Here is a 21,581-nt window from a genome sequence, read left to right as displayed (position 1 = left end):
ATGCCGGACTCGTTCCGGCATCCACCGTTCCGCGCATGCCGCGGATGTTGTGGGCGCGGAAGAGTGGACCCCGGAACAAGTCCGGGGTGACGACCGTCGGTTTACGAGGTGACCTAGCGCCTCATTGCGAGGGAACCGCATGCGCGTCCTCCCTCGGCTTGGGAGCATCGCGATCGGCGAGCAACTGCCCGCCGGCCGCGTAATTCTCGGTCGAAACCTCCTCGATCACGATCTGGACCGCGGCGGGGTTCTTGCCGAGACGCGCGACCAGCGAGGCCGTCACGTCCGCGACGACACCCGCCTTCTGCTCCTTGGTCGCGGAGCCGGCCAGTCGGATCGAGACGAACGGCATCAGGCCTCCTCGCCCTCTGCGGTTTCGGCGTCGGCGGCCGGCTCTTCGTCCGCGAACCAATGCTGGCGCGCCGCCATGATGATCTCGTTGCCCTGCTCGTCGCTCAGGCCATACTCGCTGAGGATGCCGCCCTTCGGCTCGGGGCGCTTGGGGGCATCGTCATTGCGGCGACGCGGCTCGGCGCGCTTCTTCTCGACCAATTCGTCGGTAGCGAGGTCGGCGAGATCGTCGAGCGTCTTGATGCCCGCCTTGCCGAGCGTGACCAGCATCGCCTCGGTCAGGTACGGCATGTCGGCCAACGCGTCGTCGACGCCGAGCGACCGGCGCTCCTCGCGGGCAGCCTGTTCGCGACGATCGAGCGCTTCCTGCGCACGGCTCTGCAGCTCCTGCGCCAGGTCCTCATCGAAGCCCTCGATCGCGGCGAGCTCGTCGAGCTCGACATAGGCGACCTCTTCCAGTGCGCCGAAGCCCTCGGCGACCAGCAGTTGCGCCAGCGTCTCGTCGACGTCGAGCTCGTTCTGGAACATCTCGGAATTCTGGACGAATTCCTTCTGGCGCTTCTCGGAGGCGTCGGCCTCGGTCAGGATGTCGATCGCCTTGCCGGTCAGCTGGCTGGCGAGGCGGACGTTCTGGCCGCGGCGACCGATGGCCAGGGAGAGCTGGTCGTCGGGCACGACCACCTCGATCCGGTCCTCTTCCTCGTCGATGACGACGCGGCTGACCGACGCGGGCTGGAGCGCGTTGACGACGAAGGTCGCGGTGTCGGGCGACCAGGGGATGATGTCGATCTTCTCGCCCTGCATCTCCTGCACGACGGCCTGCACGCGGCTGCCCTTCATGCCGACGCAGGCGCCGACCGGATCGATGCTGCTGTCGCGGCTGATCACGCCGATCTTGGCGCGGCTGCCCGGATCGCGCGCGGCGGCCTGAATGGTGATGATGCCGTCGTAGATCTCGGGCACTTCCTGCGCGAACAGCTTCTTCATGAAGTCGGGATGCGCGCGGCTGAGGAAGATCTGCGGCCCACGGTTCTCGCGGCGGACGTTGAGGATCAGCGACCGGATGCGGTCGTTGACGCGCACCACCTCGCGCGGGATCTGCTGGTCGCGACGGATGACGCCCTCGGCGCGGCCGAGGTCGACGACGATATGGCCGAACTCGACCCGCTTGACGACGCCGGTGATGATCTCGCCCTGGCGGTCCTTGAACTCTTCATACTGACGGTCGCGTTCGGCGTCGCGGACCTTCTGGAAGATGATCTGCTTCGACGCCTGCGCCTGGATGCGGCCGAACTCGATCGGCGGCAGCGGATCGACGATATAGTCGCCGACAGCCGCGCCCTTCTGCAGCTTCTGCGCCTGCGCGACGTCGACCTGCTTGAAGAAGTCGTCGACGGCCTCGACCACCTCGACGACGCGCCACAGGCGCAGGTCGCCGGTCTGCGGGTCGAGCTTGGCGCGGATGTCGTTCTCGATGCCGTAGCGGGTCTTGGCCGCGCGCTGGATCGCTTCCTCCAGCGCCTCGATGACGATCGCCTTGTCGATCATCTTCTCCGACGCGACCGAATTGGCGATCGCGATCAGCTCCGCGCGATTGGCGGTGGCAACACTGGCCATCTTAAGCGTGTCCTTCCTTCAGGGCATCGTTGTCGTTGGTGTCGGCGGTGTCCGCATCGTCGGACACCTCCACGAATTCGTCCGCGCCTTCCGTCGACAGCGGCGCGGTGGCGGCGATCAGCCGGTCGGTGATCGTCAGCTTGGCATCGGCGATCTGCGGCAGCGCCACGGTCATCGGCTGATGGCCGCGGACGTCGATCGTTACGTTCTCGCCATCGATGCCGACCAGATCGCCGGTCAGGATCTTGCGGTTGTCGACCTTGTCGGTCAGCGTGATCTTCGCCTCGTGCCCGAGCCAGTTTGCATAATCCTGGGGGCGGGTGAGGGGGCGGTCGATGCCGGGCGAGGACACTTCGAGCCGATAGGCGTCCGGAATCGGGTCGCGCCCCTCCGCCTCGAGTTCGTCGAGCCGGTCGGAGATGCGGCGCGACAGATCGGCGCAATCGTCGATCGTCAGCTGGCCGGTATCCGGCCGCTCCGCCATCACCTGCAAGGTCGGGTCCGACTTGCCGCCGAACATCTTCACGCGCACGAGATCGAAGCCGAGCGCCTTGGCTTCGGGTTCGATGATCTGCGTGAGGAGGGCGATATCGACCATGGGGACCTTTACGGGATGTGCGTTGTCGGCGCCGCGGAGGGGACCCCGCAGCCTCTTTCACCTGGCGATGTAAGAGAAGACATGCGCCATATACGCTGCATGTCCCTGCGGCGCAAGCGGGCAACCGCCGACGCGGTAAGCGGTTATGACAGGACGCCTTCCTGGGAGAGATCGATGCACCGCGCCGGCCTGCTTGCCCTATCGATGATGGGAACCGCCTGTTCCGCGCAGCCGCAGCAGACGGCGCCCGCTGCACCGCAGGGGCCGCAGGGCCCGCAGCCGGCCGGAGCGAACGCCCCGGTGCCGCGCGACGCACCCGCCGATCCGTCGATCCGCAACGTGCCCGCAACCACCGGCCGGGCCAATTTGCCCAAGACGCCGCCGCCCTTTGCGGTGGCGGAAATCGGTCGGTTCGAGGCGCCGTTCGCCATGGCCTTTCTGCCCGACGGCCAATTGCTGGTCACCGAGAAGGCAGGGCGGCTGATGCTGCGGCGTGCCGATGGCGGCGCGGTGCCGGTCGGCGGCGTGCCGAGCGTCGCGCAGGGCGGGCAGGGCGGCCTGCTCGACGTCGCCATCGCGCCGACCTTTGCGGAGAGCCGCGTCATCTACCTGACCTACGCCGAGCCGCGGCCCAATGGCGGCAGCAGCCTGACGCTGGCCCGCGGCACGCTCGACGCCGCCGGCACCACGCCGGCGCTGCGCGACGTCGCCGTGATCTGGCGTGCCGGATCGGACGGGCCCGGCGGCCAATATGGCGCGACCATCGCCTTCGCGCCGGACGGCCGATCGCTGTTCCTAACCTCGGGCGAGCGGCAGCGCTTCACGCCGGCGCAGGACCCGCAGCAGCTGCTCGGCAAGATCCTGCGCCTGACGCTCGACGGCAAGGCGTGGCCGGGCAATCCGATGTACGCCAGGGGCGGGGTGCAGGCGATGACCTGGACCAGCGGCCATCGCAATCCCTACGGCCTCGTCTTCACCGCCGACGGCCGCCTGTGGGAAGAGGAGATGGGGCCGAAGGGCGGCGACGAGCTCAACCTGATCGAGCCGGGCCGCAACTATGGCTGGCCGGTCGTGTCCAACGGCGACAATTATTCGGGCAAGCCGATCCCCGATCATCCCAGCCGCCCCGACTTCGCCGCGCCGGTGCTGTGGTGGAACCCGTCGATCTCGCCGGGCGGGATGATCGCCTATTCGGGCGCGATGTTCCCGCAATATAAGGGCTCGCTGTTTATCGCGGCGCTGTCGGACGAATCGCTGATCCGCGTCGCGGTCGATGGCGCGCGGGCGGCCGCGAAGGACCAATGGGACATGGGCACCCGCATCCGCGATGTCGCCCAGGCGCCCGACGGGGCGATCTGGTTGCTGGAGGACGGCGGCAAGGGCGCGGGCGGCCGGTTGCTGCGGCTGACCGCCAAATAGTTCTCAATCTTCGCGCATACGAAGGAAGTTCATTCGGGCGCGGGCGATCGGCTTTGCGGGATCGTCCTGCCAGGCGGTCGCATCGACATTGGCGATGCGCGTGCCGAGGCGGCTCACTATGCCCTGAGCGAACGTCGGCTTGTCGCGGCCGCCGCGCATATAGTCGACGGTGACGCCGATCGGCTTGATGCGACCGCCGCCCTCCACCGCCAGCGCGTGGCGCAGCGCGGCGATCGCCGCGATCTCGAGCAGCCCGGCGATCGCGCCGCCATGCAGGAAGCCGGGGCGGCCGAGCACGTCGTCGCCGAACGGCATGACGATCAGCGGCGCGGCATCGGCCTTCGTCTCGACGGTGACGCCGAGCAACCTGGCATAGGGCGGCAGCGTCACGACCAGTTGCTCATCAGCATGAACGTGCCCGCGACCTGGGCGAGCGGGTCGTCGGGGCCCTCGTCATAGGCAACGCCGCGGACGAAAGCGACGGAGCGGGTGATCTTCACGCACTCGCCGCGGCCGATCACGGTTTTGCCGGGCCGCGCCGGGCGCAGATAGTCGACGCGCAGGTCGAGCGTCGCTTGCGGCTGGAACCGGCCCAGCTTCACCCACACGGCCAGGCTGGTGGCGGTATCCATCATCGTCACGATCGGACCGGACGCGACCACTCCCGTCTCGGGCTCGCCGACCAGATCCTCGGCATAGGGCAAGGCCAGCGAAACCCAGTCAGCACCGCTGTCATAATAGGTCAGACCCAAACGTCCGATATGGCCGCCGAAGCCGCGTGCGGTGAACCGCTGGATGTCGAACCCGCTCATGCGCGGTTTGTACACGGCGGCGGAGGTAGCGCAATGCGGCGGCGGTGGTAAGGAAGCGCAAAGCTGGGAGAGAGAGATGAGCGACCGCGTCACCGTCCGGGTCGAGGACCATATCGCCGACGTCCGCCTGTCGCGGCCCGACAAGATGAATGCGCTCGATCCCGCGATGTTCGAGGCGCTGGCCGCGACCATCGACGCCCTGAAGACGCGCCAGGACGTGCGCTGCGTCGTCCTGTCGGGCGAGGGGCGGGCCTTTTGTGCCGGCCTCGACATGGCGGCGATGGCGGGATTGGGCGGCGACGGAGTCGGGATCGACCTGGCGACGCGGCGCCACGGCATCGCCAATCTGGCGCAATATGTCGCCTGGGGCTGGCGCGAGCTACCAATGCCGGTGATCGTCGCGCTGCATGGCGTCGCGCTGGGCGGCGGATTGCAGGTGGCTAGCGGCGGCGATGTCCGGCTGGCCCATCCGGGGACTCGATTGGCGATCCGCGAACTGCATTGGGGCATCGTGCCGGACATGGCGGGAGTGGCCTTGTGGCGAACTCTGGTTCGCGACGACGTGCTGCGCGAGCTGACCTACACCGCGCGCGAATTCGACGCGGCGGAGGCGGCGGGACACGGCTTCGTCACCCGCGTCAGCGAGGATCCGATCGGCGAGGCGCTGGCGCTGGCCCGCGATATCGCAGGCCATAATCCGCATGCGGTGCGCGGCGCCAAGCGACTCTACAATCAGGCGGCGGAGGCGGATGCCGAAACGGTGCTGCGGGCGGAGACGGAGGAGCAGCTGGCACTGATCCGGACGCCGAACCAGATCGAACAGGTCATGGCCAACATGCAGAAGCGTCTGGCGCATTTCGTCGATTGAGGACGGCCGGCCTTTAGAGCCGATCGACATTCGGCATGGCAGGCCATGCTTCGTCATCCCCGCGGAGGCGGGGGTCCAGAACCACTGACGTCACGGCTCTACAAGCCGCCTCCGCGCGTCTGGATTCCCGCCTTCGCGGGAATGACGGCAGGGCGTGTCCAAAGCCTGCGATGCTGAACGTCGATCGGTCCTAGAGAACCACCGTCTCCGGCCTGGATTCGGCGATCGCGGCGAGCACCATCCGCTCCCAGATCGCCGGGTCGCCCGCGGCGGCCATCGCCTGGTCGGGCTCGCGCAGCGTCTTCAGCACCGCGCGGGCATCGGCGAGATAGTCGCGCCACGCGGCATCGACCGCGTCCCCGGCGGATTCGGCGTCGCCGCCGGCATTGGCGCTGATCCGCTGGCCGGCGAGTACGCGGGCGATCCGTTCGGCGATGGGGGTGGTGGACACGTCCATGGCTCTCTCCTTCGCATCGTCAATGCGCGAGCGGGGAGGGAGGTTCAGCGACAAGTGTGTCGAGAACGGCAGTTCGCGCGCGGCGAACGTCATTCCTGGTGTAGCGACGCCGGGACATTGCGAGCTGACGCCATCGCAGGCTTGGAAAATGCCCTGCCGTCATTCCCGCGCAGGCGGGAATCTAGACGCGCGCAGGCTGCTTGTCGAGCCGTGACGTCAGGGAATCTGGATCCCTGCGTCCGTTGGGATGACGAAACATGGCCTGCCATGCCGAATGGCGATCGGCTCTGGCCGAAACGGGCATCGCATGCCCGGCGAAGGCGAAGCGCGAGCATCCGCAAGCGCCAAATGGGGCGGCGGCGGGTGCCTGTCGAGGCACCGCGCCGCCGGTCCGTTTAGCGGCTCGCGCCGGTCCCGGCGCCCGCGCCGCCGCGGCCCTGGCCGCCGCGACCGCGGCCGCGGCCACCGCCGCCGCCGCCGCCGCCACCGCCACCACCGCGCCGGTTACGGCTGGCATTGGCGTAGTCGCGGGTCGAGGTCGGCGCATGCGTCGCGCGCGGCTTCGGGATCTGGCGCTGCCGCGGCAGGTCGACGCGCGGGGCCGGATCGGCGCCGATCGCCTTGACCCGCGCCGTCTTGATCGCCTCCGCCTTGGCGGTGAACTGGTCGGGCAGCGGCCGCACCGCGACCTTCTGGCGGGTCAGCTTCTCAATGTCCTTGAGGTACGGCCGCTCGTCATCGGCGCAGAAGGCGATGGCGATGCCGCTGTTGCCGGCGCGCGCCGTCCGGCCGATGCGGTGGACATATTGCTCCGGCACGTTGGGCAGTTCGAAGTTGACGACATGGCTGACGCCCGAGACGTCGATGCCGCGCGCCGCGATATCGGTGGCGACGAGGATGCGGACCTTGCCGTCCTTGAACTCACCGAGCGCGCGCTCGCGCTGGCCCTGGCTCTTGTTGCCGTGGATCGCATTGGCGGCGATGCCGTTGCCGGCGAGCAGCTTCACGACGCGATCGGCGCCATGTTTGGTGCGGGTGAAGACCAGCGCACGGTCGATCGCCGGATCCTGCAACACCAGGGTCAGCAGCGCCTGCTTCTCCGTCTGGTTGACGAAGGTGACATATTGGTCGACGCGCTCCGCCGTGGTGGAGGCGGGGACCACCGACACCGTCGCGGGATCGGTCAGGAACTTGTCGGCGAGTTCGCGGATCGACGGCGGCATCGTCGCCGAGAAGAACAGCGTCTGGCGCTTCCTCGGCAGCATCTTCACGATGCGCTTCAGCGCGTGGATGAAGCCAAGGTCGAGCATCTGGTCAGCCTCGTCGAGGACCAGGATCTCGATCATCGACAGATTGACGAAGCCCTGCTCGACCAGGTCGATCAGGCGGCCCGGCGTCGCGACCAGGATATCGACGCCGCGCGCCACGTCCTGACGGTTCTTGTTGATGCTGGTGCCGCCGAACACGGTGGCAACGGTCAGCTTCGAGAACTTGCCGTAGCCGCGCGCATTGTCGGCGATCTGGCCGGCGAGCTCGCGCGTCGGGGCGAGCACCAGCATGCGAACATGGGTCGGCAGCACGCGCTTGTTGGCGGCGACGAGGCGCTGGATCGACGGCAGCACGAAGGCCGCGGTCTTGCCGGTGCCGGTCTGCGCGATGCCGAGCAGGTCGCGGCCTTCGAGCAGGGTGGGGATGGAGTCACGCTGGATCGGCGTCGGCTCGGAATAGCCCTTGGCTTCGAGCGCGCGGACCAGCGGCTCGGCGAGGCCGAGATCGGAAAAGGACATGGTATAAACCTCAAACAACGGGCCATGCCCGTGAGCGCCGGCAACGGCGCACGGGTGGCGGGGGAAAACTGACACCCCGCGTGAATAGGGAAGCCCTGAACGGATCGACCGAGGCGGAGCCGGGAGCCAAGCTCCGTTCACGCTGCATGACGCCTCGATGAGCGGCCATGTGCGCGCTACCGGACGAAATGTCAATGATCAGCGGGTGCGGCGCCGATCGCGAGCCCGAGCAAGATCCACAGAGAAGTCTGTTCTTCATGTTTCCCAGGGCGTTAACTATCGCGCAACTCCTGGGGTCTAGGCCGATGGAATGAAGAGGATGCCATTCCGCGCGCTCCGCTGGGCCGTGCCGCAGATCGTCGGCGCGCTCGCGCTGATCGTCATGCTCGGCTTCGCCCCGGCACCGGGCGGCGCCCTGCTGCTCGTGCCGCTCGACGGCAGCGCCGGGCTAGCCCGTGCCGCCGTCGACCGCGGCGCGCTGATCGTCGATCGCGGTCCCGGCTCGACCCTGGTCGTACGCGGCGATCTCGGCATCCTCGACTGGCCCTTGCTGCGCCACGGCGTCCTTACCCTCGGCGCGCCGGCTCTGCTCTGCGGCGACACGGCATGACGATCGAGAGCCTCGACGCGCTGCGTCAGCGCGGCGTGCGCGGACTGGTGGCTGTGTCGCTCGCCGCCGTGCCGACGCTGGCGCTGCTCGGCTGGATCGTCGGCAGCCCGCATGTCCTGCCTGCCACCCTGCTCGCCACGGCGTCGATGATCATCCCGACGATGCTGGCGATCCGGCGGCGATACGACGCCGGCGCACGGCTCGCGGTCGGCAGCCTCGCGGCGGTGCTGCCGGCGCTGTTCGTCTTCCTGCTGTCGGGACAGCCGTGGCAGATGGACGCGCACATGTATTTCTTCTCGGCGCTCGCCGCGCTGACCGTGTTGTGCGACTGGCGGCCGCTGGCGCTCGCCTCGGTGCTGATCGCGGTCCACCATCTTGCCCTCGACTGGCTGATGCCGGGCTGGGTGTTCGAGAACGGCCGCGGCGGCGTCTGGCGCGTCCTGTTCCACGTCGTCGCGGTGGTGCTGCAATTCGCAGCGCTGACCTATGTCACGTTGCAGCTGCGCCAGCTCGTCGCGCACCAGCATGCCGCACGCGCCGAAAGCGAACGGCTCACCGCCGCTGCCGAGGCGGAGCGCGAGGCCGCGCGGGTCGAGCGCGAGCGGGCGGTTAACGCGCTCGCCGCGGCACGCGCCGCGGAGGACCGCTCGGCGACCGACCGCGACGCCCGCCGCGCGGTGGAGGAACGCAGCGAGTCACAGCGCCGCGCCGAACTGGTGGCGCTCGCCGCCGCCTTCGAAGCGACCGTGGTCGAGGTCGCGGTGGCGATCGAAAGCGCCTCGGCACGGCTGGAGGGATCGGCGACGACGCTCAACGGCCTCGCCGCCGACGCCGGCCGTCAGGCCAGCGAGGCGGCATCGGGCGCGACCCAGGCGTCGGACGCGGTGCGCGGCGTCGCCGCCGCGGTCGACCAATTGACCGGGGCGATCGCCAGCGTCGCGGAAAGCGCCGAACAGCAGAGCCGGCTGACCGCCGCCGCGCGGACCAGCGCCAAGAACGGCGACGCCACCGTCCAGACGCTGGCGCGCCGGGCCATCGACATCGGCGGCTTCGTCGGCGAGATCAACGGTATCGCCGCGCAGACCAATCTGCTCGCGCTCAACGCGACGATCGAGGCGGCACGCGCCGGCGATGCCGGCCGCGGCTTTTCGGTGGTGGCGAGCGAGGTCAAGCAACTCGCCGGCGCCACCGGCCGTGCCACCGACAAGATCGCCAGCCTGGTCGCCAGCGTCCAGCAGGGCGTCGATGCCGCCGCCAGCGATCTCGACGCCGCCTCCGCCGCGGTCGGCCAGGTCGAGGGCGCCGCCGAGGACATCCGTGCCGCGGTCGCCGCGCAGGGCGGCACTGCGCACCGCATCGCGCAGAGCGTGCATGAAGCGCGCACCGGTGCCCATATGATCGCGGCGCGGATGGGGCATGTCGCCGAGGCGGTGAATGCCGCCGGCGCGCTGTCGGGCGAGGTGCGCGATGCCGCCACCACCCTGTCCGACCACGCGCGTCGCCTGCGCCGATCGACGGTCGGCTTCGTCGAGCAGCTGCGCGATGCGCAGAACCGCGCCGCCTGACGCGATCCGGTAACGGCTGATACGTTTTCGGGCTGGCAAGCGCCGGCCGGCCATCTATGCTCGCGCTCCAACGAGGAAGAGGATCGCGCATGAAATTGGCCAGCCTGAAGCACGGTCGCGACGGCAAGCTCGTCGTCGTCTCCAACGACCTCGCCTGGTGCGCCGATGCCGGCCATATCGTCCCGACCCTGCAGGCCGCGCTCGACGATTGGGACCGGCTGCTCCCCGACCTGCAGAATCTCGCCACCGATCTCGAGCATGAGACGATCCCGCGGCTGCGCTTCCACGAGCATGACGCGGCGGCGCCGCTGCCGCGCGCCTATCAATGGGCGGACGGCTCGGCCTATGTGAACCACGTCGCCTTGGTGCGGCAGGCGCGCGGGGCGGAGATGCCGGACAGCTTCTGGCACGATCCGCTGATGTACCAGGGCGGCAGCGACGGCTTCCTGGGGCCGCGCGACGCGATTCCGCTCGCCGACGAAAGCTGGGGCTGCGACCTCGAGGCGGAGGTGGTGGTCGTCACCGGCGACGTGCCGCTCGGCGCCAGCCGTGACGAGGCGCTCGCCGCGATCCGCCTCGTCGGGCTGACCAACGACGTCAGCTTGCGCAACCTCATCCCCGGCGAGCTGGCCAAGGGCTTCGGCTTCTTCCAGTCCAAGCCGGCGAGCGCCTTCTCGCCGGTCTTCGTCACGCCCGACGCGCTCGGCGATTGGTGGCGGGACGGCAAGCTGCACCGCACCCTGATGGTCGACCTCAACGGTCAGCCGTTCGGCCGCGTCGCCGCGGGCGAGGACATGACCTTCGACTTCGGCACCTTGGTCGCCCATGCCGCCAAGACCCGGCGGCTCGGCGCCGGCACGATCGTCGGGTCGGGCACGGTCAGCAACCGCGGGCCCGACGGCGGCCCGGGCCAGACGATCGCCGACGGTGGCGTCGGCTATTGCTGCCTGGCCGAATTGCGCACGGTGGAGACGATCGCGGGCGGCAAGCCGGTCACGCCCTTCCTGAAGCAGGGCGACACCGTGCGGATCTGGGCGGAGGACGATCGCCACCATCCGATCTTCGGGGTGATCGAACAGACGGTCGGCTGAGCGGTCGCGGCGACCGGATCGACCCGTCCGGCGCCGCAACAGTCGTAAAGCCGCTTGAAATTAAGTTACGCATCGGCAAGAGCCGGTGCGGACACCGCCGGCGGACGAATCCGGTGGCGAGACGAGGAGAGAGACGTGGCGGCCGAGACCACCCGCGCCAATCTGCAGCCGCTGACGCTGCACGTGCCGGAACCCAAGTTCCGCCCCGGCGATACGGTCGATTTCGCCGCGGTCGACGTGCCGCCGGCGGGCGCGCAGCGCCGCCCCGACACCGCCGAAGAGGCGCGCGCCTTTACCGATCTCGCCTATACGATGGTCCGCGTCCTTGACGAGGACGGGCGTGCCGTCGGCCCCTGGGACCCGAAGCTGTCGCCGGACACGTTGCGCCGGATGCTGTACAATATGGTACGGCTGCGTGCCTTCGACGAGCGGATGTTCCGCGCCCAGCGCCAGGGCAAGACCAGCTTCTACATGAAGGCGACGGGCGAGGAGGCGGTGGCGATCGCCGCGGCGCAGGCGCTCGACCGCGACGACATGTGCTTCCCCTCCTATCGCCAGCAGGGCTTGCTCATCGCCCGCGATTATCCGCTGATCGAGATGATGAACCAGATCTACTCGAACCGCGGCGACAAGCTCGGCGGCAAGCAGCTGCCGATCATGTATTCGGCGAAGGACTACGGCTTCTTCTCGATCTCCGGCAATCTGACCACGCAATATCCGCAGGCGGTCGGCTGGGCGATGGCATCGGCGGCGAAGGGCGACACGCGTATCGCCGCCGCCTGGTGCGGCGAGGGTTCGACCGCGGAGGGCGACTTCCACTCGGCCTGCACCTTCGCCGCGGTCTATCGCGCGCCGGTGATCTTCAACGTCGTCAACAACCAGTGGGCGATCAGCAGCTTCTCGGGCTTCGCCGGGGCGGAGGCGACGACCTTCGCGGCGCGCGCGATCGGCTATGGCATCGCCGGGCTGCGGGTCGACGGCAATGACGCGCTGGCGGTCTATGCCGCGACGTTGTGGGCGGCGGAGCGCGCGCGCACCAACCAGGGCGCGACGCTGATCGAGCATTTCACCTACCGCGCGGAAGGCCATTCGACCTCCGACGACCCGTCGCAATATCGCAGCGCGGGCGAACCGACCGCCTGGCCGCTGGGCGACCCGATTGCACGCCTGAAGCAGCATCTGATCGTGATCGGCGAATGGGACGAGGATCGCCACGCCGCTCAGGACAAGGCGATCGCCGAAGAAGTGCGCGCCATCCAGAAGGAGGCCGAGAAGAACGGCATCCTCGGCCACGGCCTGCACCAGCCGCTCGATTCCTTGTTCGACGGCGTGTTCGAGGAGATGCCCTGGCATCTGCGCGAGCAGCGCCAGATGATGCTGGACGAGGAAGAAGCGTCGGGACGGCCATGGGCGCGGAAGTGATGGCGATGGCCGTCCGCCCCTCCGGCATTCCCGCGAAGGCGGGAGTCCAGAGCCGCAGCGCCGGCGGCTCCATCGATCACCTGCGCGTCTGGATCCCCGCCTGCGCGGGGATGACGAGGATTGTGGAATGACTGACACTGCGCGTCCCCCTGCATTGGCGGAAGGCGACACCCCCGCCACCAGCCGGATGAACATGATCCAGGCGATCAACTCCGCGCTCGACGTCGCGATGGCGCGCGATGCGGACGTGATGGTGATGGGCGAGGACGTCGGCTATTTCGGCGGCGTGTTCCGCGCCACCGCCGGTCTGCAAGCGAAATACGGCAAGACGCGCGTGTTCGACACGCCGATCACCGAGATCGGCATCATCGGCGTCGCGATCGGCATGGGCGCCTATGGCCTACGGCCGGTGCCGGAGATCCAGTTCGCCGACTATATCTATCCCGCGCTCGACCAGCTCGTCTCCGAGGCGGCGCGCTTGCGCTATCGCTCGGCGGGCGACTTCACCGCGCCGATCACGGTGCGTTCGCCCTATGGCGGCGGCATCTTCGGCGGCCAGACGCACTCGCAGTCGCCGGAAGGGATCTTCACCCACGTTTCCGGCATAAAGACGGTGATCCCGGCGACGCCCTACGACGCCAAGGGGCTGTTGATCGCGGCGATCGAGGACAACGACCCCGTCCTCTTCCTCGAACCGAAGCGCATCTACAACGGCCCGTTCAACGGCCATTGGGACAAGCCGGCGGAGAATTGGTCGAAGCATCCGGGCGGCGAGGTGCCGACCGGCCATTACACCGTGCCGCTCGGCAAAGCAGCGATCGTCCGCCCCGGCGAGGCGCTGACCATCCTCTGCTACGGCACGATGGTCCATGTCTGCGAGCGCGTCGTCGCCGACCACGGCGTGGATGCCGAGATCGTCGACCTGCGCACGCTCGTGCCGCTCGACATCGAAGCGATCGAGGCGTCGGTGAAGAAGACCGGCCGCTGCATGATCGTCCACGAGGCGACACGCACCTCCGGCTTCGGCGCCGAACTGTCGGCGCTGGTGCAGGAACGCTGCTTCTACCACCTGGAGGCGCCGATCGAGCGCGTCACCGGGTTCGACACGCCTTATCCCCACAGCCTCGAATGGGCCTATTTCCCGGGCCCGGTCCGCATCGGCGAGGCGCTCAAGAAGATCATGAAGGACGCCTGACGCATGGCCCGCTTCTCCTTCCGCCTGCCCGACATCGGTGAAGGCATCGCCGAAGCCGAAATCGTCGCCTGGCACGTCGCCGTCGGCGACCGTGTCGAGGAGGACCAGAACCTCGCCGACATGATGACCGACAAGGCCACCGTCGAGATGGAAAGCCCCGTCGCGGGCACCGTCGTCGAACTGGCCGGCGAGGTCGGCGACCAGGTGGCGATCGGTTCGACCTTGGTGGTCATCGAGACCGAGGGCGAAGGGGAGGGCGAGGCCGAGGTGATCGCCGCACCCCCGACGCCCGCGCAGGCCGAGACGGCGGAACAGTATGAGGCGGAGAATCCCGGGGTGGAGGAGGCACAAACCTCCTCTCCCCTTGTGGGAGAGGAAGGGGCCCGCTCGGCGCAGCCGAGTGGGAAGGTGAGAGGGAGTGATGAAGCGTTACGCTCGCCGCAGACACCCCCTCACCCTTCCGCCGCCTCCGGCGGCTCCCTCCCTCTCCCACAAGGGGAGAGGGACAGTGCACCCATCCTCGCCTCGCCGGCGGTTCGCGCCCGTGCGCGCGACCTCGGCATCGAGTTGAGCCAGGTCCGCGTCGCGGAGGGCGACCGCATCCGCCACGCCGACCTCGATGCCTTCCTGCGTTACGGCAGCGCGCAGGGCTATCAGGCGCCGCAGGCGAGCCGGGCGCGGCCCGACGAGCAGGTCCGCGTCATCGGCATGCGCCGTCGTATCGCCGAGAACATGGCCGCGGCGAAGCGGCACATTCCGCACTTCACCTATGTCGACGAGATCGACGTGACCGCGCTGGAAAAGATGCGCGCCGATCTCAACGACCATCGCGGTGGCCGGCCGAAGCTGACGCTGCTGCCGCTGATGATCGTCGCGATCTGCCGGACGCTGCCGCAATTCCCGATGCTCAACGCGCGCTACGATGACGAGGCGGGCGTGGTGACGCGGTCGGGTCGCGTCCACCTCGGCATGGCGGCACAGACCGACGCGGGGCTGACCGTGCCGGTGATCCGCGACGCACAGGACAAGAACGTCTGGCAGCTCGCGACCGAAATCGGCCGCCTCGCCGACGCTGCGCGCGCCGGCAAGCTGAAGTCGGAGGAACTGGGCAACGGCACGATCACCGTGACCAGCCTGGGGCCGCTCGGCGGCATCGCGACGACGCCGGTGATCAACCGGCCCGAGGTCGCGATCATCGGTCCGAACAAGATCGTCGAGCGGCCGGTGTTCACCGGACGAGGCGACGAGATCCGCCGCGCCAAGCTGATGAACCTGTCGATCAGCTGCGACCATCGCGTCGTCGACGGTTGGGACGCCGCCAGCTACGTGCAGGCACTGAAGGCGGTGCTGGAAACCCCGGTGCTGCTGTTCGCCGACTGACGGCTCAGCGCCGGGCGACGAGCGTAAGCTGCGGCGCGCGTTCCGCCTGGGCGCGGGCCAGCTTGCGCGCGACCTGGCCCAGCGAGGCGGTATAGCTGCGCTCTTCGGCGGGGCTGAGATAGCCTTGGACGCGCAGGATCGCGGCGATGCCGGTGGCGACGCGGGCGAGGTCCTGGCGCATGAAGGCGGCGCGTCCTTCAGGCAGGCCCAGCGCGCGCTGCCGGTCGATCTGCATCGCCAGCAGTTCCAGCCGCCGTTCGAAGCGAAGCCGCTGCTGTTCGCCGAGCTGCAGCCGACCCGTGGCGGCGGCGGCCGCGGCAACGGGGGCAGCGGTCGTCGCGGCCGGGACGATCAGGCCGGCGAGAAGCAGGGCGGGCAGCAGCATGGGATCGGTCGTATACGATTCGATTATTAACAAGCCCGCTTCGGTATCATCAAAATGGCGGATCGGTTGGATTGGAACCGATGGTCACGCTATGGCCACGGCATGACCGCTTCCGTTCATGTCGCGCATGACGATCACGTCGCCATCATCACCTTCGCCAGGCCGCCGCACAATCCTGCCGACCTTGCCCTGATCGAGGGGATCGGCGCGGCCTTTACCGCGGCGGATGTCGATCCCGCGGTGCGGGCGATCGTGCTCCAGTCCGACGGGCGGGTCTTCTGCGCCGGGGCCGATCTGGCCCGCGACAATCCCGTCGCCGATCCGCAGCCCGAAGGGACGCGCAATCCCTTCTACGTCGCGGCGGCACGTCTGTACGCCGTCACCAAGCCGGTCGTCGCGGCCATCCAAGGTTCCGCCGTCGGCGCCGGCCTCGGCCTGGCATTGGCCGCGGACTTCCGGATCGCGTCGCCCGAAGCGCGGTTCGTCGCCAATTTCGTCCAATTGGGGCTGCACCCCGGCTTCGGCATCTCCGCCGTGCTCGAACGCGTGGTGGGCCGACAGCGTGCGGCGCTGATGCTGCTGACCGGCCGTCGCATCAAGGCGGAGCAGGCGGAAGCCTGGGGATTGGTCGATCAGATCGTGGCGCAGGACCAGCTTCGCCCGGCGGCGCTGGCGTTGGCGCAGGAGATCGCCGCGGCGGCGCCGCTCGCGGTGCAATCGACGCGGGCGACGATCCGCGGCGACCTGTCCGGTCTCGTCCAGCGCCAGACCGATCACGAACTCGCCGAACAGGCATGGCTGCAGCGCACGCAGGATTTCGCCGAAGGGGTGAGGGCGGTGAACGAACGCCGCCCCGGCCGCTACATCGGCGCCTGAGCGGTCAGCGCATCAGGACCAGTTCCTCCGCCATCGTGGGGTGCAAAGCGACGGTCGCGTCGAACTGCGCCTTGGTCAGCCCTGCCTTCACCGCGACGGCGGCGGCCTGCAGGATTTCCGGCACGTCGGGCCCGATCATGTGGAGGCCGACGATCCGCCCGGTCTCGCCGTCGCACACCATCTTGTAGAGCGCCCGCTCGTTGCGGCCGGCCAGCACGTTCTTCATCGGCCGGAAGTCGGACGAATAGACGGCCACCGAGCCGAGCTTCTGCTTCGCCTCGCTCTCGGTCATGCCGACGCCGGCGAGCGGCGGGTGGCTGAACACCGCACTCGGAATATTCTCGTAATCGACGGTCGTCGGCTTATCGCCGTAGAAGGTGTCGGCGAAGGCCTGCCCCTCGCGGATCGCAACGGGAGTGAGCTGGACGCGGTTGGTGACATCGCCGATCGCGAAGATGCTGTCGCAGGTCGAGCGGCTCTGCGCGTCGACCTTGACCGCGCCCTTGTCGTCCAGCTCGACGCCCGCCGTCTCCAGCCCGAGGTCGCGCGTATTGGGGACGCGGCCGGTGGCGAACATCACCATGTCGACGGTGACCGGCTCGTGGTTCGACATCTTGACGGTCAGGCAGCCGTCCTCGCCCTTGTCGATCCCCTCGAAGGCGGCATCGAAGCGGAACTCCAGGCCCTTCATCATGCTGATCTGCAACAACCGGTCGCGGATCGACAGGTCGTAGCCGCGCAGGATGTCCTGCGTCCGGTTCATGATGATGACGTGGGCGCCGAACTGGTGGAAGACGCCGGCGAATTCGTTGGCGATATAGCCGGCGCCGGCGATCAGGATACGCTTGGGGATGGCGTCGAGGTGGAAGGCCTCGTTGCTGGTGATGCCGTGTTCGTGGCCCGGGCAGGACGGTACCGCCGGATGCGCGCCGACCGCGACGAGGATGCGCGCCGCGGTCTTCTCGGTGCCGTCGGCAAGCCGGACGCTGTTGGGACCGGTCACCACGGCGCGCTGCGGGATGATCTCGACGCCGTTGTTCTCCAGCGTCTGCTTGTAGGCGCCGTTGATCCTGTCGACTTCGGCCAGCACGTTGTCGCGCAGCCGCTTCCAATCGAAGGCGCAAGGCTGCGGCACGTCCCAGCCGAACTGGCCGGCGTCGCGCAGATCCTCGGCGAAATGCGCCCCGTAGACGAGCAGCTTCTTGGGCACGCAGCCGCGGATCACGCAGGTGCCGCCAACGCGGTATTCCTCCGCCACCGCGACCTTGGCGCCATGCGCGGAGGCGACGCGGCTGGCACGCGTGCCGCCGGAGCCCGCCCCGATGACGAAGAGGTCGTAGTCGTATTGGGGCATTGGGATCACTCCAAGGGCAGCGCGAGCGCCGGTCGCAGGCCGAGATGCCGGACGAACGGATCGAAGTCGCGGTCGCTGTATAACAAGGGAAGGTCGTCGAGGATGCAGCGGGTGGCGATCAGCGTGTCGATCGTCTTGCGGACCGTGATGCCGAGGCGGCGCAGGTGACGATAGTTTCGGGCGGCTTCGACAGCGACGCGGTGGTCGGAGATGGTCAGGGGGGTGGCTAGGCTCAGCAGGTCGCGGGCGATCCCGAAGCGGCGATCGTCCCGAGCCCCCTGCAGTACCTCGGCGACGATGAGATCGCCGGCGGACACCTCTTCACGGCCGAGGCAGCTATGCAGATACTCGGTCTGGAGGGTCCGTGTCGCACGAAGATAATCGATCCAGACGCTGGAATCGACGACTACCATTCGGCAGGAAGGTGCTTGCTGGTCCTCATGTCGTCGAGATCGCCATCCCAACCCAACCCGCGCAGGCCGCGAATCGCCTCCTGCTGCCGAACCGTGATCAGCCGGCGCAGCGCTTCGTTGACGGCGTCACTTTCGCTGTCGATGTCTAGCGCCTTCATCACCTTGGACAAAAGGGCTTCGTCGATATCGATATTGGTCCGCATGTGTATGGCTCCGCAGAGCCATACACATAGCGGTCGGGCAGGCATCAATCCAGACCGGCGCGGCGGATCAGGTCTTCGGTGGAGGGGTCGAAGCTCTGTCCGCCCTGGTCGGCGGCCTTGGCCATTTCTTTGCCCAGCTCGACGCCGAACTGGTCGAAGCTGTTGATGCCGAGCAGCACGCCGTTCACGAAGACGCGGTGCTCGTAGAAGGCGATCAGCGCGCCGAGCGTGCGCGGGTCGAGCGTGTCGAGCAGCAGCGTCGACGACGGCCGGTCGCCGCTGTACGAGCGCGCCGGATCGTCGACCTGCTTGCCCTTCATCAGCGCCGCGCCCTGGGCAAAGGCGTTGAGCAGCAGCTGGCGATGATGGTCTTCCGCCAGCGTATCGCCCGGTTCGATCACCGCGATGAACTCGACGGGGACGAGGTGCGTACCCTGGTGGAGCAGCTGGAACACCGCATGCTGCGCATCGGTGCCGACGCCGCCCCAGGTGATCGCCGCGGTCGGGCGCCTTACGGGCTGGCCGTCGATCGTGACGCCCTTGCCGTTCGACTCCATCTCCAGCTGCTGCAGGTAGCTCGGCAGCAGGCGCAGCCGCTCGTCATAGGCGAAGGGCGCACGCGTCTCGGCGTGACGGACCTGCGTGTAATAGAGGTCGGCAAAGGCGGCGAGCGCCGGCGCGTTCTGACGCAGCGCGGTCAGGCGGAAGTGGCGGTCCATCTCGGCCGCGCCCTCCAGCAGCTCCTCGAACGCCGCCCAGCCGAGCGCCACCGCCGCCGGGAAGCCAATCGACGACCAGAGCGAATAGCGGCCGCCGACACCTTCGCTGAACGGCAGGATGCGCGTCTCGTCGACGCCCCATTCGATCGCCTTTTCGGGGCTGGCGGTGAGCGCGATCACCTTGCCATAGGGATCCTCGACGCCATGCTCCTGCATCCATTGCAGCGCGGAGGTGGCGTTGAGCATCGTCTCGGTGGTGGTGAAGGTCTTGGACGCCACGACCAGCAAGGTGGCGGCGGGATCGAAATCCTTGATCGCGTCTTCCAGGGCGACGCCGTCGACGTTGGAGACGATCGCGACGTCGTAGCGCTTCTCTTCGCGACCCAGCGCGTCGACGAGCAGGTCCGGGCCGAGTGCGGACCCGCCGATGCCGATGTGGAGCACGTGGCGGATGTCGCCGAGCGCGCCGGCCTCGATCGCGTCGATTAGCGCGCGCATCCGCTCGTGCAGCTGGCGGGCGCGGGCGACGCTGTCGGCATTACCCTCGCCGCGCTCGGCGGTGTGCTCGACCGGGCGGTCCTCGGTGACGTTGACGTGTTCGCCGCCGAACATCGCATCGCGCTTCGCCGCCAGGCCCTTGGCGTCCGCCAGCGCGACGAAGGCGTCGACCGCCTCGCGCGTCAGATGCGTCTTCGACCAGTCGAAATGGATCCCCGCCACGTCGAGGCTGAAGGTCGCCAGCCGCTCCGGATCGGCATCGAACAGTTCGAGAAGCTTGGGGGAGGGCAGGGCCTCGATGGCAGACCAGTCGCTCATGTGCATCATCCTGAAGGGAAGTTGGCGATCGTTTCCGTAGCGAACCAATGTAATACCGCAAGGGGCGTCGCCCGCATGCTCGGCAGGAGACGGCTACTCAGGACGCACGAGCCCGGCTAAGGCTCCCGTCATGGCCACTTCCAACCCCTCTTCCGCGAAGCCGACGTCCGAATGGGCCGACATGCTGCGCTTCCTGCTCAAGCTCGCGCTGGCGGTGTTCCTGTTGCGCAGCCTGGTGTTCGCACCCTTCTCGATCCCGTCCGAATCGATGCTGCCACGGTTGCTGATCGGCGATTATCTGTTCGTCACCAAGTGGAACTACGGCTATTCGCGCTGGTCCTTTCCCTGGGGTATCCCGCCCGTCCCGGGCCGTCTTCTCGGCCGCGACCCGACCCGAGGCGACGTGGTCGTGTTCCGGTCGCCGGGGTCGGACGACCATGACGTCATCAAGCGGGTGATCGGCCTGCCGGGCGACACGATCCAGGTCACGCATGGCGTGGTGATCCTCAACGGCAAGCCGATCCCGAAGCAGCGCGTCGCCGACTTCGTATTGCCGATTTCGCCCAATTTCGACGAGAGCCATTGCGGCGCGCCGTTCCTCGACACCGATGCGCAGGGCCATGCGATCTGCCGCTACCCGCGCTTCCGCGAGACGCTGCCGAACGGACGGAGCTATTTCGTCCTCGATCAGGCCGAACTGCCCGATCGCGACGACACCGGCCTGTACACCGTGCCGGCCGGCGACGTCTTCCTGATGGGCGACAATCGCGACGACAGCGCCGACAGTCGTTTCCCTTATCCCGCCGGCATGGGCTATATCCCGATGGAGCGGATCGAGGGCAAGGCGGTCGTCACCTTCGCTTCCAACGACGGTTCGGCCTCGCTGTGGCGGCCCTGGACGTGGCTGTCCGGCTGGCGCTTCTCGCGGGTGGGAGAGGGCTTCTGAGCGGCACGATCGAAAACTGGCTCGGCGCGACCTTCGGCCGGGCGCCCCGCGACCTTGCCGCCTTCACCCGCGCGTTGACCCACGGCAGCCAGGCGGCGGACAATTACGAGCGGCTCGAGTTCCTCGGCGATCGCGTGCTCGGCCTGGTCATGGCGGAATGGCTGTGGGAGCTGTTCCCCGAGGAGCCGGAAGGGCAATTGTCGAAGCGGCTCAACGCGCTGGTCACCGGCCATGTCTGTGCCGAGGTGGCCCGCGAACTCGGCGTGCGCGATCACCTGCGCTTGGGCAAGCAGGCGCGCGACGACGGCGCGTCGGACAGCGACAATATCCTGGGCGACGTGATGGAGGCGCTGATCGGCGCCTTCTACCGCGAGGCGGGGCTGGATGCGGCGCGCGGCTTCATCCGGCACGCCTGGGCCGATCGCGTCCATCGTACCGACAAAGCGCCACAGCACCCCAAGTCGGCGTTGCAGGAATGGGCCGCGGCGCATAATCGCAAGCCACCGGAATATAGCGTCGTCGAACGGTCCGGCCCGCATCACGCGCCGCGCTTCACCGTCCAGGTCCGGGTCGGCCGCCAGCTCGAGGCGAGCGCCACCGGCACCAGCAAACAGGATGCGGAGACGGCGGCGGCCAAGGCGATGCTGGCGCAGGTGAAGGGGTAAGACGCTTGCCCAACGCGGCGCGCCTCCCCAAA

Annotated in this window: 23 protein-coding genes; 11 read left to right on the top strand and 12 right to left on the bottom strand. The window is 68.4% G+C overall.

Going from position 1 to position 21,581, the window contains the following annotated elements:
• Nucleotides 1-121 precede the first annotated feature (121 nt).
• From ACU5AX_RS05590 to rimP, 3 genes are read right to left on the bottom strand one after another with little or no spacing between them, the layout of a single operon-like run.
• Nucleotides 122-352 (bottom strand): tautomerase family protein, encoded by a 231-nt coding sequence (locus tag ACU5AX_RS05590; RefSeq protein ID WP_198352297.1) that lies wholly within the window; start codon nucleotides 350-352, stop codon nucleotides 122-124.
• Nucleotides 352-1,968: a transcription termination factor NusA gene (gene nusA / locus ACU5AX_RS05585; protein WP_198352298.1), complete on the bottom strand. Its 1,617-nt coding sequence runs from the start codon at nucleotides 1,966-1,968 to the stop codon at nucleotides 352-354. The genes ACU5AX_RS05590 and nusA overlap by 1 nt, the downstream gene beginning before the upstream one ends.
• A gap of 1 nt (nucleotide 1,969) precedes the next feature.
• Nucleotides 1,970-2,566, bottom strand: coding sequence for a ribosome maturation protein RimP (rimP, locus tag ACU5AX_RS05580; RefSeq protein ID WP_446689975.1), 597 nt, complete (start codon nucleotides 2,564-2,566; stop codon nucleotides 1,970-1,972).
• Between the two features lie 174 nt (nucleotides 2,567-2,740).
• On the opposite strand from rimP, the gene ACU5AX_RS05575 reads away from it, so the two are divergent.
• Nucleotides 2,741-3,985, top strand: coding sequence for a PQQ-dependent sugar dehydrogenase (locus ACU5AX_RS05575; RefSeq protein ID WP_446689974.1), 1,245 nt, complete (start codon nucleotides 2,741-2,743; stop codon nucleotides 3,983-3,985).
• 3 nt (nucleotides 3,986-3,988) lie between these two features.
• Here ACU5AX_RS05575 and ACU5AX_RS05570 read toward each other — a convergent pair whose 3' ends face one another.
• Together ACU5AX_RS05570 and ACU5AX_RS05565 are read right to left on the bottom strand one after the other, a co-directional pair.
• A complete protein-coding gene (locus ACU5AX_RS05570) occupies nucleotides 3,989-4,375 on the bottom strand; it encodes a PaaI family thioesterase (RefSeq protein ID WP_446689973.1) in 387 nt (128 codons plus the stop codon).
• Nucleotides 4,372-4,797: a PaaI family thioesterase gene (locus ACU5AX_RS05565; RefSeq protein WP_446689972.1), complete on the bottom strand. Its 426-nt coding sequence runs from the start codon at nucleotides 4,795-4,797 to the stop codon at nucleotides 4,372-4,374. Before ACU5AX_RS05565 ends, ACU5AX_RS05570 begins: the two co-directional genes overlap by 4 nt.
• A 76-nt stretch (nucleotides 4,798-4,873) precedes the next feature.
• Between ACU5AX_RS05565 and ACU5AX_RS05560 the strand changes: the two genes are divergently transcribed.
• On the top strand, nucleotides 4,874-5,665 hold the full coding sequence (locus tag ACU5AX_RS05560) for a crotonase/enoyl-CoA hydratase family protein (RefSeq protein WP_446689971.1): 792 nt from the start codon (nucleotides 4,874-4,876) through the stop codon (nucleotides 5,663-5,665).
• Nucleotides 5,666-5,855: 190 nt separating this feature from the next.
• Here ACU5AX_RS05560 and ACU5AX_RS05555 read toward each other — a convergent pair whose 3' ends face one another.
• A complete protein-coding gene (locus ACU5AX_RS05555) occupies nucleotides 5,856-6,122 on the bottom strand; it encodes a hypothetical protein (RefSeq protein WP_446689970.1) in 267 nt (88 codons plus the stop codon).
• A gap of 395 nt (nucleotides 6,123-6,517) precedes the next feature.
• Nucleotides 6,518-7,909, bottom strand: a complete 1,392-nt coding sequence (locus tag ACU5AX_RS05550; RefSeq protein WP_446689969.1) for a DEAD/DEAH box helicase — start codon at nucleotides 7,907-7,909, stop codon at nucleotides 6,518-6,520.
• Between the two features lie 310 nt (nucleotides 7,910-8,219).
• On the opposite strand from ACU5AX_RS05550, the gene ACU5AX_RS05545 reads away from it, so the two are divergent.
• From ACU5AX_RS05545 to ACU5AX_RS05520, 6 genes are all read left to right on the top strand, one after another.
• The gene (locus ACU5AX_RS05545) at nucleotides 8,220-8,519 is read left to right on the top strand and encodes a hypothetical protein (RefSeq protein WP_198352306.1); all 300 of its coding nucleotides are present in this window, start codon (nucleotides 8,220-8,222) and stop codon (nucleotides 8,517-8,519) included.
• Nucleotides 8,516-10,084 (top strand): methyl-accepting chemotaxis protein, encoded by a 1,569-nt coding sequence (locus ACU5AX_RS05540; protein WP_446689968.1) that lies wholly within the window; start codon nucleotides 8,516-8,518, stop codon nucleotides 10,082-10,084. Before ACU5AX_RS05545 ends, ACU5AX_RS05540 begins: the two co-directional genes overlap by 4 nt.
• Before the next feature lie 89 nt (nucleotides 10,085-10,173).
• Complete coding sequence (locus tag ACU5AX_RS05535; protein WP_446689967.1) at nucleotides 10,174-11,175, top strand: fumarylacetoacetate hydrolase family protein; 1,002 nt, start codon at nucleotides 10,174-10,176, stop codon at nucleotides 11,173-11,175.
• A 135-nt stretch (nucleotides 11,176-11,310) separates the two neighbouring features.
• Entirely contained in the window at nucleotides 11,311-12,597 is a 1,287-nt protein-coding gene (locus ACU5AX_RS05530; protein ID WP_446689966.1) for a 3-methyl-2-oxobutanoate dehydrogenase (2-methylpropanoyl-transferring) subunit alpha, read from the top strand.
• A 187-nt stretch (nucleotides 12,598-12,784) separates the two neighbouring features.
• Entirely contained in the window at nucleotides 12,785-13,792 is a 1,008-nt protein-coding gene (locus tag ACU5AX_RS05525) for an alpha-ketoacid dehydrogenase subunit beta (RefSeq protein ID WP_446690474.1), read from the top strand.
• A 3-nt stretch (nucleotides 13,793-13,795) separates the two neighbouring features.
• Nucleotides 13,796-15,172 (top strand): dihydrolipoamide acetyltransferase family protein, encoded by a 1,377-nt coding sequence (locus ACU5AX_RS05520; RefSeq protein WP_446689965.1) that lies wholly within the window; start codon nucleotides 13,796-13,798, stop codon nucleotides 15,170-15,172.
• Between the two features lie 4 nt (nucleotides 15,173-15,176).
• Here the strand turns inward: ACU5AX_RS05520 and ACU5AX_RS05515 are convergent, their stop codons facing one another.
• Nucleotides 15,177-15,557, bottom strand: coding sequence for a hypothetical protein (locus ACU5AX_RS05515; RefSeq protein ID WP_446689964.1), 381 nt, complete (start codon nucleotides 15,555-15,557; stop codon nucleotides 15,177-15,179).
• Between the two features lie 102 nt (nucleotides 15,558-15,659).
• Here ACU5AX_RS05515 and ACU5AX_RS05510 point away from each other — a divergent pair, with 102 nt between their 5' ends.
• Nucleotides 15,660-16,433 carry an enoyl-CoA hydratase/isomerase family protein gene (locus ACU5AX_RS05510; protein ID WP_446689963.1) on the top strand — a complete coding sequence of 258 codons (774 nt, stop codon included), beginning with the start codon at nucleotides 15,660-15,662 and terminating at the stop codon, nucleotides 16,431-16,433.
• 4 nt (nucleotides 16,434-16,437) lie between these two features.
• On the opposite strand, the gene gorA is transcribed toward ACU5AX_RS05510, so the two are convergent.
• Genes gorA through pgi form a run of 4 tightly spaced genes read right to left on the bottom strand, consistent with a single transcriptional unit; the run spans nucleotide 16,438 to nucleotide 19,938 of the window.
• A complete protein-coding gene (gorA, locus tag ACU5AX_RS05505; protein WP_446689962.1) occupies nucleotides 16,438-17,787 on the bottom strand; it encodes a glutathione-disulfide reductase in 1,350 nt (449 codons plus the stop codon).
• A 5-nt stretch (nucleotides 17,788-17,792) separates the two neighbouring features.
• Nucleotides 17,793-18,200, bottom strand: coding sequence for a type II toxin-antitoxin system VapC family toxin (vapC, locus tag ACU5AX_RS05500; RefSeq protein WP_446689961.1), 408 nt, complete (start codon nucleotides 18,198-18,200; stop codon nucleotides 17,793-17,795).
• A complete protein-coding gene (locus ACU5AX_RS05495; protein ID WP_446689960.1) occupies nucleotides 18,194-18,403 on the bottom strand; it encodes a type II toxin-antitoxin system VapB family antitoxin in 210 nt (69 codons plus the stop codon). Before ACU5AX_RS05495 ends, vapC begins: the two co-directional genes overlap by 7 nt.
• A 44-nt stretch (nucleotides 18,404-18,447) precedes the next feature.
• Nucleotides 18,448-19,938, bottom strand: a complete 1,491-nt coding sequence (gene pgi / locus ACU5AX_RS05490) for a glucose-6-phosphate isomerase (protein WP_446689959.1) — start codon at nucleotides 19,936-19,938, stop codon at nucleotides 18,448-18,450.
• Nucleotides 19,939-20,068: 130 nt separating this feature from the next.
• Between pgi and lepB the strand changes: the two genes are divergently transcribed.
• A complete protein-coding gene (gene lepB, locus ACU5AX_RS05485) occupies nucleotides 20,069-20,884 on the top strand; it encodes a signal peptidase I (RefSeq protein ID WP_198352317.1) in 816 nt (271 codons plus the stop codon).
• Nucleotides 20,881-21,549 (top strand): ribonuclease III, encoded by a 669-nt coding sequence (gene rnc, locus ACU5AX_RS05480; RefSeq protein ID WP_446690473.1) that lies wholly within the window; start codon nucleotides 20,881-20,883, stop codon nucleotides 21,547-21,549. The genes lepB and rnc overlap by 4 nt, the downstream gene beginning before the upstream one ends.
• Nucleotides 21,550-21,581: the final 32 nt, after the last annotated feature.

This window comes from Sphingomonas benefaciens (assembly GCF_052907485.1).
The sequence above is the reverse complement of the archived record's forward strand: the minus strand, read 5'-3'. Positions and strand labels throughout refer to the sequence as shown.